Origin of the sequence: Nostoc sp. DedVER02, assembly GCF_034530675.2 — a bacterium.
In the GTDB taxonomy this organism is placed as follows: domain Bacteria; phylum Cyanobacteriota; class Cyanobacteriia; order Cyanobacteriales; family Nostocaceae; genus Nostoc.
The window spans coordinates 38,796-54,659 of record NZ_JAVRCP020000028.1; the positions used below are offsets into that span (position 1 = coordinate 38,796).

Here is a 15,864-nt window from a genome sequence, read left to right on the forward strand (position 1 = left end):
AGCTAAAGCACGTATATCTATTAAATTTTCCAGCAAAAGCCCCGTAAATGCTTAACATAAATTCGTACTTTTATTTTTGGTTTAGGGTGGTTCACCGGGAGTGAATCGAGTTTCCTAATGGAAGCCGCCCGGTGAACCGCAGAGCAAAACTCTGCGGTTTTTGTTGTTTTAAGGAGAATTTCATCGTCATGACTTATTTGAGTAGCTGGTTTTATGGCTTTTACTTTTGGCCCAGAGTAAGTTCCGGGTAAGTAGCGTCATGTCGATGAATCAGAACGCGCCCGGAACTCTTCAAGGTTCCGGGCTTTTTTGTTGTTATTTGGGAATGGAGCAGGGAGAAAACCAATTCCAATTCCCAATTCTCAATTCCCAATCCCTAACTAACTTTTCAGGAGAATTAAATCATGATTAATGCCAAACTTGCTGCACAATCTCATCCGAAGCACCAGACAATCGTTGAAATTTCAGAAAAAGTCGCTTTCGGGGGCGAAGAATTAGTAATTATTGGCGGGCCCTGTACCGTTGAAAGCTTAGAACAAATGGAGATTGTCGCCCAAAAGCTATCTACTGCATCGGTACAGGGTTTGCGTGGCGGTGTCTACAAACCCCGCACTTCTCCCTACGCTTTCCAAGGTATGGGTGAAGAAGGATTGAGGATTTTGGCAAGGGTGCGATCGCATTACAATATGCCAGTTGTCACCGAAGTTATGTCAATTTCTCAAATTGAAGTAGTCGCCGCCTACGCTGATATGCTTCAAGTTGGTAGCCGCAATATGCAAAATTTCGATTTGCTCAAAGCTTTGGGACAAGCTGGTAAACCAATACTGCTCAAACGTGGTTTAGCAGCGACTATTGAAGAATTCGTCATGGCTGCTGAATATATCCTCAGCCACGGGAATCCTGATGTGGTGTTGTGCGAAAGAGGTATCCGCAGTTTCGATGATTACACTCGCAATGTCCTAGATCTAGGGGCTGTAGCAGCACTCAAACAAATAACTCACCTGCCTGTGATTGTAGATCCTTCCCATGCTGTCGGTAAACGGGAATTAGTAGCACCTGTGGCTAGGGCTGCGATCGCTTGCGGTGCAGATGGATTAATTATTGAATGTCACCCAGAACCAGAAAAATCTGTTTCTGATGCCCGTCAAGCACTCTCTTTAGAAGATATGGTGCGTTTAGTTGATAGTTTAAAGCCTGTAGCAACAGCCGTTGGGCGCAATATATCAAATTCCGGGGCGGGTTTATCACCTGCCCCGATTTTTTGTGCTGCTTAAATTTGGTCATTAGTCATTAGTCATTAGTCATTAGTCATTGGTACTAATAACTTCGATTTTTGCACGGCTTTTTATGAAAACAACCATTTGCAGGAGGATGACGGAAAGACAGGCGATGTTTTTGTAGCCGTGGGATGAGTCAAAATATTTATTTTGGCTTAACGACAAACTGCCATACCTACGGCGGTAAACTACGCTTTTGTAAAATAAAATCACGAAGCTATAGTATAAAAGTCACAAAGTCTTAGTACAAAAGTCACAAGAGCTTAACAACAATTTCTTCCTAAAAGGGGTAGGCGAACGAAGCAATTATTAGTACACTAATGCTTAGTTTCGCTAACATTCTGCTTATCTAATTAGAATTAATCGCAACCAACCATTTTGCGGAGAATTCGATGTCTAACGACAAGCTAGTACGTGTCTGTGCTTTCCCTTTTCCCCCAGATTGTTGATATGCGCTGTTTAGCTCTTGTTCAGACGATAAAGCCTTTGTTCTTGACTACTCAAACTGTTCCTTATTTTCAGAGCATTATTCAAAGAGGGCGGTTTTCGCTACTTATTTTAAGTCTAGCCTACTTATGTAGTGCCTGTAGTGCTTCCGAAGCCGAATCAAGTGGAAAAGAAGCAGGAAAAAAACGGGCTGTGCCAGTGGTGGTTGCCACTGCGACTCAAAAAACGATTCCAATACAGCTATCGGCTACAGGGACAGTTGAAGCATATTCTACAGTATCTGTCAAGTCTCAAATTGGCGGACAACTTACTGGAGTCTATTTTCAGCAAGGGCAAAACGTTAAGAAAGGAGACTTGTTATTTAAAATAGACTCTCGCCCTCTACAAGCCGCGCTGATGCAAGCGAATGCTGCCAAGGCTAAAGATTTGGCTCAGGTGAAACAGGCACAGGCAAATGTGCTAAAAGCTATTGCCCAAGTGAACCAGGCGAAAGCGAATGTAGTTAAGGATAAGTCCCAAGCAACAAATGCAAATGTGCAAGCTCAACGTTATGCTAGCTTGCTGAAGCAAGGGGCAATTAGTAAAGAACAGTCCGAACAATATCAGACTACTGCTGCTGCTCAACAGGCAACGGTGACAGCAGATCGAGAGGGAGTAGCAAATGCTCAAGCAGCAGTGGCGGCAGCCCAAGCAGATGTACAAAATGCCCAGGCGGTTGTAGCAGCAGATGAAGCTGCGATCGATAATGCCAAAGTTCAGCTTTCTTATACTTCTATCTATTCGCCAATTGCTGGACGCACGGGTAGCCTGAAGCTAAATCAAGGCAACTTGGTAAAGGCAGATGCTGACGATCCTCTGATTACAATCAGCCAAATTCATCCGATTTACGTCAACTTTTCCATTCCCCAGCGACTGCTGCCAGATATCAAAAAATACAGTGCTAATAACGGCAAGTTAGAAGTTGATGCTTTACCTCCCAAAGATCCAGGGCATCCGGTACGAGGCGAACTAACCTTTGTCGATAGTGGAGTTAATACCCAAACAGGTACGATTCAACTTAAGGGTACTTTTGCCAACGCTGACGATCGCTTGTTTCCGGGACAATTTGTAAATGTAGTCCTCAAACTGAGCGAAGAACCAAATGCTATTACTGTCCCTTCACAAGCAATACAGAGTGGACAACAAGGGCAGTTTGTGTATGTAGTTCAACCCGACAAAACAGCAGAAATGCGGCCGATTACCGTAGGCGATACCGTTGGCAACGAAACGGTGATTAAGCAAGGGTTGAAATCAGGCGAACAAGTAGTTATTGATGGACAATTCAACTTAGTGCCTGGTGCGACAGTCCAAGTAAAACCGGAAGTAGGAAGCAGGGGAGCAGGGGGGCAGGGGAGCAGAGATGATAGAAAAAATGACAAATGACAAATGACCAATGACAAATGACCAATGACAAATGACTCACTACTAAGATGAACATTTCCGAGGTATTCATCCGGCGACCAATCATGACAACCTTAGTTATGGTTGGCATTTTAATATTTGGGCTGATCGGGTATCAACAGCTACCCGTCAGCGACTTGCCTAATGTGGATTATCCAACACTCCAGGTAACAGCTAACCTGCCGGGGGCTAGTCCAGAAACAATGGCTGCTTCAGTCGCAACCCCTTTAGAACAGCAGTTTTCAAGCATTGCGGGATTGAGTTCGATGAACTCAACGAGTTCTTTGGGGACTACACAGCTAACACTGCAATTTGACCTGAATCGGGATATTGACGGTGCAGCCCAAGATGTGCAATCTGCGATCGCTAAGGGAGCAAAGCAGTTACCTACGAATATGCCGAATCCGCCATCTTACCGAAAGGTAAATCCGGCGGATCAGCCAGTGCTTTACATCTCGCTTAATTCGTCTATTTTGCCCCTTTCAACTGTAGACAAGTACGCGGAAACCTTACTAGCACAACGTCTATCAATGGTGGATGGAGTCGCCCAAGTGCAAGTATTTGGCTCCCAAAAATACGCGGTACGAATTCAGGTTGACCCGGAATCGCTGAGTGTCAAAGGTATAGGAATAGATGAAGTAGCTGATGCGATCGCTAACGGAAATGTCAATCTCCCTACAGGGACACTTTACGGGCAACAGCAGAATTCTACAATCCAAGCAAACGGTCAACTCAACGATGCCGCCAGCTATCGTTCTTTAAGTGTGGCTTATCAAAACGGCGCACCAGTGCAGTTAGGCGAACTCGGTCAAGTTCTGGATAGCGTAGAAAATGATAAGATTGCGAGTTGGTATTTTCCTGTCAAGAAGGAGAGTAAAGGCGTAGGGGAGAAATCCAAAGTCCAAAATTCTGGCGTGCGGGCGATCGTTCTGGCAATTCAGCGCCAACCGGGGACTAATACTGTTCATGTCGTGGATGCAATCAAGAAACTCCTACCCAGCTTTCGGAAACAGATTCCGGCGGCTGTGAACATGGATATTCTCTACGATCGCTCCCAGTCAATTCGTGAATCGGTAGATGATGTACAATTCACACTATTGCTCACCATCGCGTTGGTAGTGCTAGTAATCTTTCTATTTCTTCGCAATATCTCTGCTACAGTTATTCCCAGTTTGGCAGTACCGCTTTCGATCGTAGCGACTTTTGGAGTCATGGTATTACTGGGCTTCTCGCTCGATAACCTGTCACTGATGGCGTTGACCCTTTCAGTAGGTTTCGTGGTAGATGATGCCGTAGTCATGCTAGAGAATATTGTCCGCCACATGGAAATGGGCGAAAGCCGGATGGAAGCAGCCCTAAATGGTTCTAGAGAGATTGGTTTCACAATTTTATCTATGACCATCTCTCTGGTAGCAGTATTCATCCCGATACTGTTTATGGAAGGCATTCTAGGGCGACTGTTCCGCGAATTTGCCGTTACCATCAGCGTTGCAATCTTGGTATCTGGTGTAATTTCCCTCAGCTTGACACCAATGCTTTGTTCCCGCTTTTTGAGTCCACCTCATCATGAACAAGAAAGTGAGGAAACAGGGGAACAAGGGAGAGAGAGAGAAATTGTTAACTCCCAGTCCCCAATCCCCAATCCCCAGTCCCCAATCCCCAGTCCCCAATCCCGAATCAAAAATTTCAACCGTCGTCTCTACAACTTTTCGGAAAACGTTTTTAATGTGATATTGGGCGGATACGATTGGAGTTTGAAGAAATCACTCAAATATCACCGCACAACAATGGTGATTTCGGGAGCGATTCTTTTAGCGACAGTGTATTTATTTATAATTGTGCCGAAAGGGTTTGTTCCCAACGCAGATGTTGGACAAATTACTGCAACAACTCAGGCATCAGAGGATATATCCTTTGATGAGATGGTAAAACATCAACAGGCTGTAGCTGCGATCGCTTACCGCGATCCTAATGTCGATTCCATCAACTCTAGCGTCGGGGCTGGCGGGCCAAATGCTTCTGCCAATGCTGGAAGACTTTTAATCGAACTCAAACCCCGCTCTCAACGCCGTCTCAGTGCTGACGAAGTTGTGCAGGAACTCCGACCGAAGTTGTCAGTTGTGCCTGGAATTAAGGTATTCTTACAAAATCCCCCAGCGATTAATGTTGGTGGGCAACAAACAAAAGCCCAGTATCAATTTACTCTACAAAGTCCCAATATCCAGGAACTTTACCAGTACGCTCCAGCTTTAGAAGAGAAATTGCGATCGCTCTCAGATTTGCAAGATGTCAACAGTGATTTGCAAATCAAAAATCCACAAATAAAAGTAGACATCAACCGCGACCAAGCTTCGGCTTTAGGTTTGACCGCTAATCAAATCGAAACTGCCCTGAGTAATGCTTATGGTACTCGCCAAGTTTCCACTATCTACGCCCCCGATAGCCAGTATCAAGTAATTATGGGCGTGGAACCAAAATATCAGCAAAATTCCAACGCTCTAGATTTACTCTCAGTTCGTGCGCCTAGCGGACAACTTGTGCCTCTCAACGCTGTCGCAACCTTGAGCAAAGATGTAGGCCCCTTAACTATCAACCATAAAGGGCAACTGGCATCTGTCACCTTCTCCTTTAACCTCAAGCCAGGAGTGTCATTAGGTAACGTCACTGGAAAAATTGAGGAACTCGCCCGTCAAACATTGCCACCTACTATTAGTACAGGTTTCCAAGGTTCCGCGCAGGCATTCCAGTCATCAATTCAGGGTTTAGGATTGCTACTGCTGGTTGCCATCTTGGTAATTTATATTGTGTTGGGGATTCTCTACGAAAACTTTATTCACCCGCTAACTATCCTTTCTAGCTTACCCTCGGCGGGATTTGGGGCAATACTGACCCTATTGCTGTTTCAAGTTGACTTGAATATTTACGCCTTCGTAGGGATTATTTTGCTAGTCGGGATTGTGAAGAAAAACGGGATCATGATGGTAGACTTTGCGATCGTTGCCCGTCATAACGGTAAAACACCTTATGATGCTATCTACGAAGCCTGCTTGGTAAGATTCCGTCCAATTATGATGACGACAATGGCAGCACTGATGGGCACATTACCCATCGCCCTCGGTTTGGGAGCGGGAGCAGATACACGCCGTCCCCTTGGTTTAGCAGTAGTTGGCGGGTTAGTGTTCTCGCAGTTCCTCACACTTTATTTAACGCCTGTTTTTTACACCTATATGGAGTCTTGGCAAACCAAGTTGAAAAAACGTAACTGGCGCAAACAGCCAATATAATTTGTAATACTCGCATACCAAACATAAGGTGTAACTTGCTTAAAAATCAATATCGGTTGTAGCAACTGGCGTTGTGTTAGAACGGAGTTCGTAATGTACTATGAACATGGATTTGATGCCGTACTCTCCGCACTCACATCCTACATATATTTTCTCCAAATTAAACCGAATTCTTATATCAAACAATACGCTTGGGTTAAGAAAACTCTTTCTTCTCTCTGTGTTATCTGTACCTCTGTGGTTAGTTAAAAAGAATTAATTTTACAAAGATTGCTAACCTTAACCCAACTGTATTGTGCTATAAAGCTTTTTTTATTAAAACAGAATTCTGAATTATTATTCAATCTTATTTGATAGATAAATGGCAACTCAACATCTACGCAGCCATAAAAGTATTAGATTCGCTGAAGTACTCTATATTTCCACATCTATACTGTGAATTTTGGTTATCAATTTGGGAAAAATAAGTTTGTAAAGATTGATAAACTTTAAAATTACAGAGACGAGTATTCATGATGTTACCAGAAATATTACCTCAGCAATCAACACATGAGAGTATGCTGACTATTGGTGGTACAACAAATGCTAATGAGTCAAACTTGCGATTAGAATCAACTTTGCAAGAATTAGTCTCTTGGCAAGTTGAGATTGAAATAGAGTGTCCAGGGAATGATTTAGCTACGCTCTTTAAGCAAGAGCCTTTATTACCAGGAATTATCCTCAATAATAATCAAGAATATATAGGGATGATTTCGCGGCGGAAATTTTTTGAGTATATGAGCTATCCCTACAGTTTGGCACTATTTTCTATAAAACCGATTAAAATCCTTTACAAGTTTTTCCAGACAGAGATATTAGCTATTTCTGAAGATATGTCTATCGTTAAAGCTACTGAGATAGCTTTACAACGACCGCCCCAAATTACCTACGAGCCGATTTTAGTTAAAACTACATTTGGAAAATATAAGCTAATTGATTTCCATCAATTACTCTTAGTCTACTCCCAAATTCATGTATTAACACTCCTTCAGTTACAGCAGGTAGAAGAACAATCTAGAGTTGCCAAAGCAGGTTTTCACGATCTTCAGCAAAACTATACGCGATTAATTCAAAATGAAAAAATGGCTGCATTAGGACAACTTGTTGCTGGCATCGCGCACGAAATCAACAACCCTGTCAACTTTATTGCTGGGAACCTTGTTCACGCCATCGAATATAGCCAAAATCTACTTAATCTTATTAGATTGTACCAAGAATGTTATCCTGAACCAGAAGCGGATATTAAAACTGCGATCGCACAAATTGAACTAGATTTTTTAATTACCGATCTCCCCCGTCTTCTCACTTCTATGCAGGTAGGTACAAAGCGAATCGAGCAAATCATTCTTTCTTTACGCAATTTTTCTCGTCTTGATGAATCTGAGAAAAAATTAGTTGATATCCATGAAGGTATTGATAGTACCCTAGTAATCTTACAAAGTCGTCTCCAAAATCACCAAATAAGTGAAAACATCAGTATTATTAAAGAATACGGCGATCTTCCTCAAGTTGAGTGCTACGCAGGGTTACTCAATCAGGTATTTATGAATATTTTGGCTAATGCTATTGATGCGCTAGAAGAGTCATTTGTCATTAGTCATCCGTCATTAGTAAAAAAACAAGGGACAATTTGCATTCGGACTCAAATTATTGATGACAATCAAGTAATTATTCGTATTTCCGATAATGGACTGGGAATTCCAGAGAGTTTGCAGAAGAAATTGTTTGATCCCTTTTTCACTACTAAACCCATTGGTAAGGGAACTGGATTAGGTTTATCTATCAGTTATCAAATTATTGTGGAAAAACATAGAGGCCAATTGGAATGCATATCGGCTTCTGGCGAAGGAACTGAATTTAGGATCAAAATTCCGGTTAACTTCAATTCTGAACTTGTTTAGAAAAACAAACCGGAAAAATTTAGGTTGAAAATTTAATTTTAACTATAAGTTTCTACCTCACTCTTGACCGTAACAGGTTCTGACACGATATCATCTATTTTATTAAACTCTCCAGCCCGCCAGCTATCTGTTATATCTTTGATAAAACTGGCAATAGGAATTGCAATTAACAAACCTAGCACTCCTCCTAACTTTGCTCCCAATAGCAAAGAAATTACCACCCACACAGGATTTAAACCAGTCAAATTACCTAGAATTCGAGGTGCAACAACATTAGAATTAACTTGGTCGATTGCAACAGCTATACCTAACACTTCAACTCCTAACCAAAAGTTTTGCAATGCCACCAAAAGGCTGACTATGGCAATACCAACTCCAGTACCAAAGGGGAAGAGAGAAAACAAACCAATCCCGATACCAAAAAGTAAAGCTAGGGGAACTTGCAACGCCAAAAATGCCAGGGTAATTGTCAACCCTAACACGGCTCCCAAGGTTGCTTGACCAATAAAGTAATTGTGGAAATCCTCTCGCAGTAACTCTCGTAATCTTAACCCAATGTTATTAGGAAACCACTGAAATATTCCATCCCAAAGAGGCTCGCCGTTTAATATTAGATAGATAGTCAAGACTACCGCCAGCAACACGTTGAGAACAATACCAATGGTATCGACGGCAAAACCAAGAATTCTACCAGTGAAGGACTGAAGTTGGTTAGATAATCGTTCTAGAACTTGGGTAAATAAACCGCTCAAATTAATCGGAAGCTGTTGCTGACTTAACGCCCAATCCTGGAAAGTTTGCAACTGCTGAGTCCCAGAATCAATCCAACTAGGCAAAATATTGGCTAACTCAACAAGCTGTTGGATAATTAGGGGAACCAAGGTAATACCTAAAGCTACTAAAATCACCACAGTTAAAAGCAAGACTCCTGCGATCGCTAGGTTACGTTTTACCCCTTGTTCTTGCAAAAACTGGATTGGATAGTTCAACACAAAAGCGAGTAGGATGGCGGCGGCAATAATACTAATTAAGGGTTGAAAATACTGCACAACTTGGAGCAATAGCCAACCATTGAGAATAATAATCGGAAACGCCAATCCTATAGTTAACCATCGCGGCAGTTTATTTGCTGATTGCATTAGTGATGACTCCACAAGAGTTATAACTTTATTTTGGCTTCTAGGTAGGGATTGGGGACTGGGGACTGGGGACTGGGGATTAGGCAATATTCTTCATTTTTCCCAATTCCCAATTCCCAATTCCCAATGCCCAATGCCCAATTCCCATCAATATTTACTTCTCTCCATAAAATCCAACATAATTTGCCGATGCATATTTCCTAAAGGTCTAACTTCGCCAGCGTTTTGCGAATAACAGTTACCTTGGTGAATATCTTCTGTGGTTAATAATCCCATATCCCAGCCTTCATTCAAAACTAGTTGATTTAATTCCACCAAGAGGGGGGCGTGAAAAACATGACGGACAACTCTTTCGTCGGGATAACAGCCAAATTCTGCAAAGGGTGGTAAATCGTAGCCAATTTCTTCTAAAATTTCTCGCTTTACTGTGATATCTGGCGTTTCACCAGGTTCGACATGACCGCCAAATAGCGCCCAATAACCAGGGTAGAGAATACCGGGGATGTTGTCGCGTAGTTGCATGAGAAACTGGTTTTTTTGATATAAAATTGCGATCGCTACATGCACCGGTTGATTGTTCATATATTAATTTTTAATTGCTAATTATTCTTCTTCTAGATAAACTTCCCCTAATTCTTTACCACCTAAAGGGATACTTCGGTAGCGAATTTTACCTTTAATCACGACTTGCGCTCCCTTAGCCAAATTCTTTTGATTGGTGACAACCCAAATTTTCCCAGTCGAGTCATTAATTTGATAAGCCCATTGCTTCATCAAAGGAGCTTGGTTTTCCACCTCTCCTTGGATGTAAACTGTAGCCTTATTGTCTTGTTCTGGTTTAATTTCTCGAATTGGGGTGACATTAGCACCAATTTTAAAATTAGTCCCATTCAAGCCAGACGAGGTTAAACTACCACAACTACAAAGTCCCATTACCAATAAAAAAATCAACCCCAGCCTATAGGGAACAATACTGTGCCCGTACAAGAACGAAAGGGACAAATTTCTTGTTTGTTCCATGAAAGCCACCGATTGAGCAAATTTTTGCTTCACTGCTTGCTTTGTCGCCAGTTTCATTAGGTCAGTTCCCATCTATGATATTCTCTGCGGTTTTAAAAACACGCTCTCAACTCTTTATTCTTCAGATAAAGCCGTTGATCTGAGAAAATAAGCATTATGGTTTTACTCTGAGAGAAACGCTACGACATCAACAAATACACAATAATAGTTAAAAGTCAACCCTTCAACTCTCTGGGACTAAGGACTGGTAAAAGTTTTTTAAAATTTGCTGGTGAGTAATGATCAACCACCAAATTTTTTGATTTGGCACCTAATCCCCAATCCCCAGTCCCCAATCCCCTTTACTAGCAAATATTTCTATTCCAGACTTTAGACAAAAAACGAATTAATTATAGTTGGGAATTTTCATGGAAACAAAAACTGCCAAACTCCTTGATGGTAAAGCGTTAGCAGCAAAAATTCAGCAAGAACTTTCTGTTGCCATTACCCAATTAAAACCTAAAATTGGACGACCCCCTGGTTTGGCCGTGTTGATGGTTGGCGATAATCCAGCATCAGCCGCTTATGTCCGCAATAAAGAAAAAGCTTGCGCTAAAGTTGGCATCGCCTCTTTTGGTAAGCATTTTCCCACCGAAACTACCCTGGGGGAGTTAGAAAAGGTAATTGCTGCATTAAACAACGATGAACGGGTGGATGGAATTCTGGTGCAGTTGCCCCTACCTAACCACTTGGATGCTGTGACTCTGTTACATCAAATTGATCCCGATAAAGATGCTGATGGGCTGCACCCAGTCAATTTGGGGCGATTAGTACGGGGAGAAACTGGTTTACGCAGCTGCACTCCTGATGGTGTGATGCGGCTTTTGCAAGCTTATGAGATTCCTTTGCAGGGAAAACAGGCAGTAGTGGTGGGACGCAGTATTTTGGTGGGTAAACCTATGGCGCTGATGTTACTAGAAGCTGATGCCACAGTGACGATCGCTCACTCGCGATCGCATGACCTCAAAACCATCACCCAAAATGCTGATATTCTAATTGCAGCAGCAGGTCGTCCCGGACTGATCGCTGCTGATATGGTAAAACCAGGTGCTGTTGTGGTAGATGTGGGAATGAATCGTGTCACCGATGCTAATGGCAAAAGCCGCTTAATTGGCGATGTTGACTTTGAATCTACTGCTGCTGTAGCAGGATTTATTACCCCCGTTCCTGGTGGTGTTGGCCCTATGACTGTCGCCATATTATTGCAAAATACATTCACCAGCTATTCCAGAGCAACAAAAAAATGAAAAAGAGTGAGGAATTATGAGTGAGAAGTGAGAAGTTAAGAATTATTAAACTCAACTCCTCTACAGACGCGATGAATCGCGTCTCTACTCCCACCTTTTGTACAGACGCGATTCATCGCGTCTCCTAACTCCTAATTCCCAACTCTTCATTTTTTAAGCCCCACAGCACCTTAAAATTGTGACGTATAAGACAAAAATCCCCAAGTGTCAGGAATTGAAGAATGGTAGCAACTGATAACGTTCAAAAGACACCACCAGAGGAAGCCACATTTAACTTAGCAGCCTATCTCAAAGAGCGACAAAAGCTTTGTGATACTGCTTTAGATCAGGCTATCCCCATCATTTATCCAGAAAAGATTTATGAGGCGATGCGCTACTCGTTATTAGCTGGCGGCAAGCGTGTACGTCCCATTCTTTGCCTTGCTACCTGTGAAATGATGGGTGGCACTATCGAAATGGCTATGCCAACAGCTTGTGCTGTGGAGATGATCCACACAATGTCTTTGATTCATGACGACCTTCCAGCGATGGATAATGACGATTACCGTCGCGGAAAGCTAACAAATCATAAAGTCTATGGCGAAGATGTGGCCATTTTGGCTGGGGATGGCTTATTAGCACTCGCTTTTGAGATTGTTGCCCTTAAAACCCCCCAAAGCGTTAACAGAGAGCTTACCTTGCAAGTAATTGTTCGTCTTGGTCGGGCGCTGGGAGCAGCTGGTTTGGTCGGTGGTCAAGTTGTTGATTTAGAGTGTGAGGGTAAATCAGATATTTCTCTAGAAACGCTAAATTTCATTCATAGACACAAAACATCCGCCCTTTTGGAAGCTTGCGTAGTTTCTGGCGGCATCATCGCTGGAGCATCAACTGAAGACGTGCAGCGACTGACCCGTTATGCTGAAAATATTGGGCTAGCATTCCAAATCATCGATGATATTCTGGATATCACTTCTACAAAAGAGCAATTAGGTAAAACAGCTGGTAAAGACCAACAAGCTAAGAAAGTGACCTATCCTAGCCTTTGGGGACTTGAAGAATCGCGCTTAAAAGCCCAAGAGCTAGTTAAAGTAGCTTGTGCGGAATTAGAACCATTTGGAGACAGAGCCAAGCCACTGCAAGCGATCGCTCATTTTATTATTAGCCGTAATAATTAGCAACGCTTTGCGGGATGCTAAATCTTTACACCGCAAGGGTTACATTGATTTGGAGCGAGTGGTTTCTTTACACCATTCTCTATCTGTATTCCGCGCAGGAGAATTAAAAATTCAAAATTCAAAAAGCTTATTTGATTAGCTTTTTGGCAATTTTGAATAATTTATCTGTTTTCACCGTGATGTACTAGGTTAATTTTGGATTTTGGGTTGAATCTAAATGTTTCCTCAACCAACAACTGCTGCTAATATTTACTAACCTAACCAAAATAACATGCGGGACATAGGCAACATTTTAGACAACCGGGTGCTGCTGGTTGCTCTGGCAGCCTGTTTTATTGCTCAAGCATTAAAGCTCGTAGTCGAAATCATCAAAAATCGTAAACTGAATATTCGTGTTTTGGTGACAACCGGAGGTATGCCCAGTGCCCATTCAGCTTTAGTTACAGCTTTAGCGGCTGGTGTAGGGCAAACACTTGGTTGGGCATCTCCTGATTTTGCCCTTGCTATGGTTTTTGCCATCATTGTCATGTATGATGCAGCCGGAGTTCGCCAAGCAGCTGGTAAGCAAGCTCGTATTCTCAATCAAATGATTGATGAATTATTTCATGAAAAACCAGACTTTAGCCAAGACCGTCTGAAAGAATTATTGGGACATACACCAGTTCAGGTAATAGCTGGATCGGCTTTGGGTATAACTATCTGTTGGTTAGCTAGCTTTGCTTATTTAAACTAGGGCAATGAATCCTTGTTTGAGTGACTATTTTTAATTGGGAACTGGTAATTTGTCAACTGACAAATTACCAAATTGGTAGAACGCATCAGTATTTTAGAAAACTTAATATCACTACAACCGCACAGTTGAGCGTAGCAGAATCACCTTGCGACTATCTACTATGCTGGCAACAAAACCGCCATTGTTCAGCTTCTGTAATGTATTGTATGCTTCACTTTGGTTCGTGGTATAAACTGCCAGTAAGTAAGGGCGTTGTCCATAAGAAACGAAACCTACATTCCCTCCTACTGCTTGCTGTACGTTATTTACTAGTTCAGGGCGATTGTAATAATCTACCAGCACTGCATAACCCTCTCCTAATGCTTGAGGATTATAGTTAATTGTTTGCTGAGGTGGCTGTTGCAGTCGTTGTGCCTGTTGTGATGCCTGTTGCGGTGGCTGCACATCTGCCGTTGTCGGTCGAGTAGTGATAATGGCAGACAAGCCAACAATATTACTTACATACCTTGCCCATCGATTGGCATCATCAATTTTTTTAAAGCCCCCTATCCGCGTCACAGTTTCATTAAGATATTTGCAGGTAATGGTCTTTAGTTCAGGCGGTAAAGCACTACGCAACTGTTTTTGATTATCTGCTGTGGGACTGACTACTAATAAAAGATACTCACCCGAAGTCGGTGGTTGACAAGCAGGAATAGCTTTTTGGGCAAAAACAGAACTCATCCCACCAATCAACCCTGCGTAAGCGAAGCTCATCGTAGATATCGCTAATCCTAAAACACTTGGTAAAGTCTGAAATCTATGCACAAAAGTTAGATTATGTAAATCAAGGTGTCCTAGAAGATTTTATAAGAAAAAAGCTTAAAACCTAGCTACTTCAGTATGGGAATAGAAGGACTGTTACAAAATATATTTTATTCTTACCAAAGAAAATTGGGAATTGGGAATTGGGAATTGAGAATTGGGAATGGGGAATAAGAACTATTTATGATTGCCCAATGCCCAATGCCCCATGCCTAATTCATTAAGATACGGTAGCAAGCGATGCTAAAGCATCTGGTATTGCCTCAGAAGGAGCTTGGAATTCTCCAGTGATGACATACTCTAAACGCAGTTTTAACCAAGTAATAAATTGAGGATTTGTAGAAATAATTGCTACTGATGGTTGAGGACACTTTGCCTTGATTTGTGCAAATTGAAGTGCTTCCAAAAAAGCTGGTTGCTCAACCAACCAAAAATCTATTTGTTTTTCTTGTTCGTGGTAGTTACGAGTGCGTTCTTTGATAACTTCGTGTATGGGTTCTTCTTGGAGAAGAAAGCGTTGACTTGCCAAAACGTAATAGTATGTTTGCATTTTCATCCTTTGGTTGCTTTGTGAATCATGTAAGGGCACAGTACTACATTCTGTACCCTTATGAACTAACTCTTACGGGATTTCTTGAACCAAGAACTGAACGGACAAGCACTTCCCGATTTTTGAGCATTTGTCTGTTTGCCACCAGATGTTAGCTTTTCCAAGAACAGATTATTGTCGAAGTAGTGTTCTAAGGAAATAACCTTTAAGTCATCGGTAACTTTGGCAATGCTCATACCGATAATTTCTACTGTCTCTCCAGTAGGTGCATGGCCTTTGTATTCTCCGTTAAAATGTCCCCAATGCCGCCATTTGAATGTGACATTTGGTGGCCCTGAGTAAACTTCCAGCACTTCCCAAGGAAATCCTTTAGGAAATGTTGTGTGGAAGACTTTTGCGGATGATTCAAAGCTTTCTTCTGAAGCTTTGTAATGCTCTGAATCAGCCATAAATAAGTTGTAAGTACCTTGAGCGGATAAATCTGCTGCGGTATACTCTACTCCGCCGTTGGTACTGACGCGAAACTGTTCATTGACAATAGATAACCACTGTTGCGGGTTAGCTTTGAAAGATACCTCCATCTCAAAGGTTCTTACCAAGTTTTGCACGATCGCTTCCAGCGTACCTTCAAGGTGATTATAGATACTTTCTTGGGCGAGATTCTCTTTGGAACGAGAATAATCAGGCGGTGTCTGATAGCGCCACTCGACATCAGTACTTTCTACTATCACTTTATCTCTATCTTGTACCCAAAGTGGCAGGTTGTTAGATTGTGTTGCGCTCATAGAAG

The 15,864-nt window shown here is 42.1% G+C and carries 13 protein-coding genes; 7 read left to right on the top strand and 6 right to left on the bottom strand.

Annotated elements, in window-relative coordinates; translation table 11 throughout:
• Window positions 1-404: 404 nt before the first annotated feature.
• From aroF to RMZ41_RS23410, 4 genes are all read left to right on the top strand, one after another.
• A complete protein-coding gene (gene aroF / locus RMZ41_RS23395) occupies window positions 405-1,274 on the top strand; it encodes a 3-deoxy-7-phosphoheptulonate synthase (RefSeq protein WP_322643028.1) in 870 nt (289 codons plus the stop codon).
• Window positions 1,275-1,769: 495 nt separating this feature from the next.
• Complete coding sequence (locus RMZ41_RS23400; RefSeq protein ID WP_322734330.1) at window positions 1,770-3,146, top strand: efflux RND transporter periplasmic adaptor subunit; 1,377 nt, start codon at window positions 1,770-1,772, stop codon at window positions 3,144-3,146.
• Window positions 3,147-3,193: 47 nt separating this feature from the next.
• Window positions 3,194-6,448: an efflux RND transporter permease subunit gene (locus RMZ41_RS23405; protein ID WP_322643030.1), complete on the top strand. Its 3,255-nt coding sequence runs from the start codon at window positions 3,194-3,196 to the stop codon at window positions 6,446-6,448.
• 557 nt (window positions 6,449-7,005) lie between these two features.
• Window positions 7,006-8,388 carry a sensor histidine kinase gene (locus RMZ41_RS23410; protein ID WP_322643059.1) on the top strand — a complete coding sequence of 461 codons (1,383 nt, stop codon included), beginning with the start codon at window positions 7,006-7,008 and terminating at the stop codon, window positions 8,386-8,388.
• A gap of 38 nt (window positions 8,389-8,426) precedes the next feature.
• Here RMZ41_RS23410 and RMZ41_RS23415 read toward each other — a convergent pair whose 3' ends face one another.
• The 3 genes from RMZ41_RS23415 to RMZ41_RS23425 all read right to left on the bottom strand — a co-directional run bounded on the left by RMZ41_RS23415 (window position 8,427) and on the right by RMZ41_RS23425 (window position 10,604).
• Complete coding sequence (locus RMZ41_RS23415; RefSeq protein ID WP_322643031.1) at window positions 8,427-9,527, bottom strand: AI-2E family transporter; 1,101 nt, start codon at window positions 9,525-9,527, stop codon at window positions 8,427-8,429.
• A gap of 147 nt (window positions 9,528-9,674) precedes the next feature.
• On the bottom strand, window positions 9,675-10,109 hold the full coding sequence (locus tag RMZ41_RS23420) for an NUDIX hydrolase (protein WP_322643032.1): 435 nt from the start codon (window positions 10,107-10,109) through the stop codon (window positions 9,675-9,677).
• A 21-nt stretch (window positions 10,110-10,130) separates the two neighbouring features.
• Entirely contained in the window at window positions 10,131-10,604 is a 474-nt protein-coding gene (locus tag RMZ41_RS23425; RefSeq protein WP_322643033.1) for a hypothetical protein, read from the bottom strand.
• 350 nt (window positions 10,605-10,954) lie between these two features.
• Between RMZ41_RS23425 and folD the strand changes: the two genes are divergently transcribed.
• The 3 genes from folD to RMZ41_RS23440 all read left to right on the top strand — a co-directional run bounded on the left by folD (window position 10,955) and on the right by RMZ41_RS23440 (window position 13,720).
• Complete coding sequence (gene folD, locus RMZ41_RS23430; RefSeq protein ID WP_322643034.1) at window positions 10,955-11,833, top strand: bifunctional methylenetetrahydrofolate dehydrogenase/methenyltetrahydrofolate cyclohydrolase FolD; 879 nt, start codon at window positions 10,955-10,957, stop codon at window positions 11,831-11,833.
• Between the two features lie 221 nt (window positions 11,834-12,054).
• A complete protein-coding gene (gene crtE, locus RMZ41_RS23435; RefSeq protein WP_322643035.1) occupies window positions 12,055-12,987 on the top strand; it encodes a geranylgeranyl diphosphate synthase CrtE in 933 nt (310 codons plus the stop codon).
• A 271-nt stretch (window positions 12,988-13,258) separates the two neighbouring features.
• The gene (locus RMZ41_RS23440) at window positions 13,259-13,720 is read left to right on the top strand and encodes a divergent PAP2 family protein (protein ID WP_322643036.1); all 462 of its coding nucleotides are present in this window, start codon (window positions 13,259-13,261) and stop codon (window positions 13,718-13,720) included.
• 111 nt (window positions 13,721-13,831) lie between these two features.
• On the opposite strand, the gene RMZ41_RS23445 is transcribed toward RMZ41_RS23440, so the two are convergent.
• From RMZ41_RS23445 to RMZ41_RS23455, 3 genes are all read right to left on the bottom strand, one after another.
• Window positions 13,832-14,476 (bottom strand): hypothetical protein, encoded by a 645-nt coding sequence (locus RMZ41_RS23445; protein WP_322643037.1) that lies wholly within the window; start codon window positions 14,474-14,476, stop codon window positions 13,832-13,834.
• Between the two features lie 268 nt (window positions 14,477-14,744).
• Window positions 14,745-15,074, bottom strand: a complete 330-nt coding sequence (locus RMZ41_RS23450; RefSeq protein ID WP_322643038.1) for an MgPME-cyclase complex family protein — start codon at window positions 15,072-15,074, stop codon at window positions 14,745-14,747.
• A gap of 65 nt (window positions 15,075-15,139) precedes the next feature.
• Entirely contained in the window at window positions 15,140-15,859 is a 720-nt protein-coding gene (locus RMZ41_RS23455) for a SnoaL-like polyketide cyclase (protein WP_322643039.1), read from the bottom strand.
• Window positions 15,860-15,864: the final 5 nt, after the last annotated feature.

Excerpts from the sequence above, each read along its gene's own strand:
- aroF (WP_322643028.1), top strand. The coding sequence starts at position 405 with ATGATTAATGCCAAACTTGCTGCACAATCTCATCCGAAGCACCAGACA.
- RMZ41_RS23405 (WP_322643030.1), top strand. The coding sequence starts at position 3,194 with ATGAACATTTCCGAGGTATTCATCCGGCGACCAATCATGACAACCTTA.
- RMZ41_RS23410 (WP_322643059.1), top strand. The coding sequence starts at position 7,006 with ATGCTGACTATTGGTGGTACAACAAATGCTAATGAGTCAAACTTGCGA.
- RMZ41_RS23415 (WP_322643031.1), bottom strand. The coding sequence starts at position 9,527 with ATGCAATCAGCAAATAAACTGCCGCGATGGTTAACTATAGGATTGGCG.
- RMZ41_RS23420 (WP_322643032.1), bottom strand. The coding sequence starts at position 10,109 with ATGAACAATCAACCGGTGCATGTAGCGATCGCAATTTTATATCAAAAA.
- RMZ41_RS23425 (WP_322643033.1), bottom strand. The coding sequence starts at position 10,604 with ATGAAACTGGCGACAAAGCAAGCAGTGAAGCAAAAATTTGCTCAATCG.
- folD (WP_322643034.1), top strand. The coding sequence starts at position 10,955 with ATGGAAACAAAAACTGCCAAACTCCTTGATGGTAAAGCGTTAGCAGCA.
- crtE (WP_322643035.1), top strand. The coding sequence starts at position 12,055 with ATGGTAGCAACTGATAACGTTCAAAAGACACCACCAGAGGAAGCCACA.
- RMZ41_RS23440 (WP_322643036.1), top strand. The coding sequence starts at position 13,259 with ATGCGGGACATAGGCAACATTTTAGACAACCGGGTGCTGCTGGTTGCT.
- RMZ41_RS23445 (WP_322643037.1), bottom strand. The coding sequence starts at position 14,476 with ATGAGCTTCGCTTACGCAGGGTTGATTGGTGGGATGAGTTCTGTTTTT.
- RMZ41_RS23450 (WP_322643038.1), bottom strand. The coding sequence starts at position 15,074 with ATGCAAACATACTATTACGTTTTGGCAAGTCAACGCTTTCTTCTCCAA.
- RMZ41_RS23455 (WP_322643039.1), bottom strand. The coding sequence starts at position 15,859 with ATGAGCGCAACACAATCTAACAACCTGCCACTTTGGGTACAAGATAGA.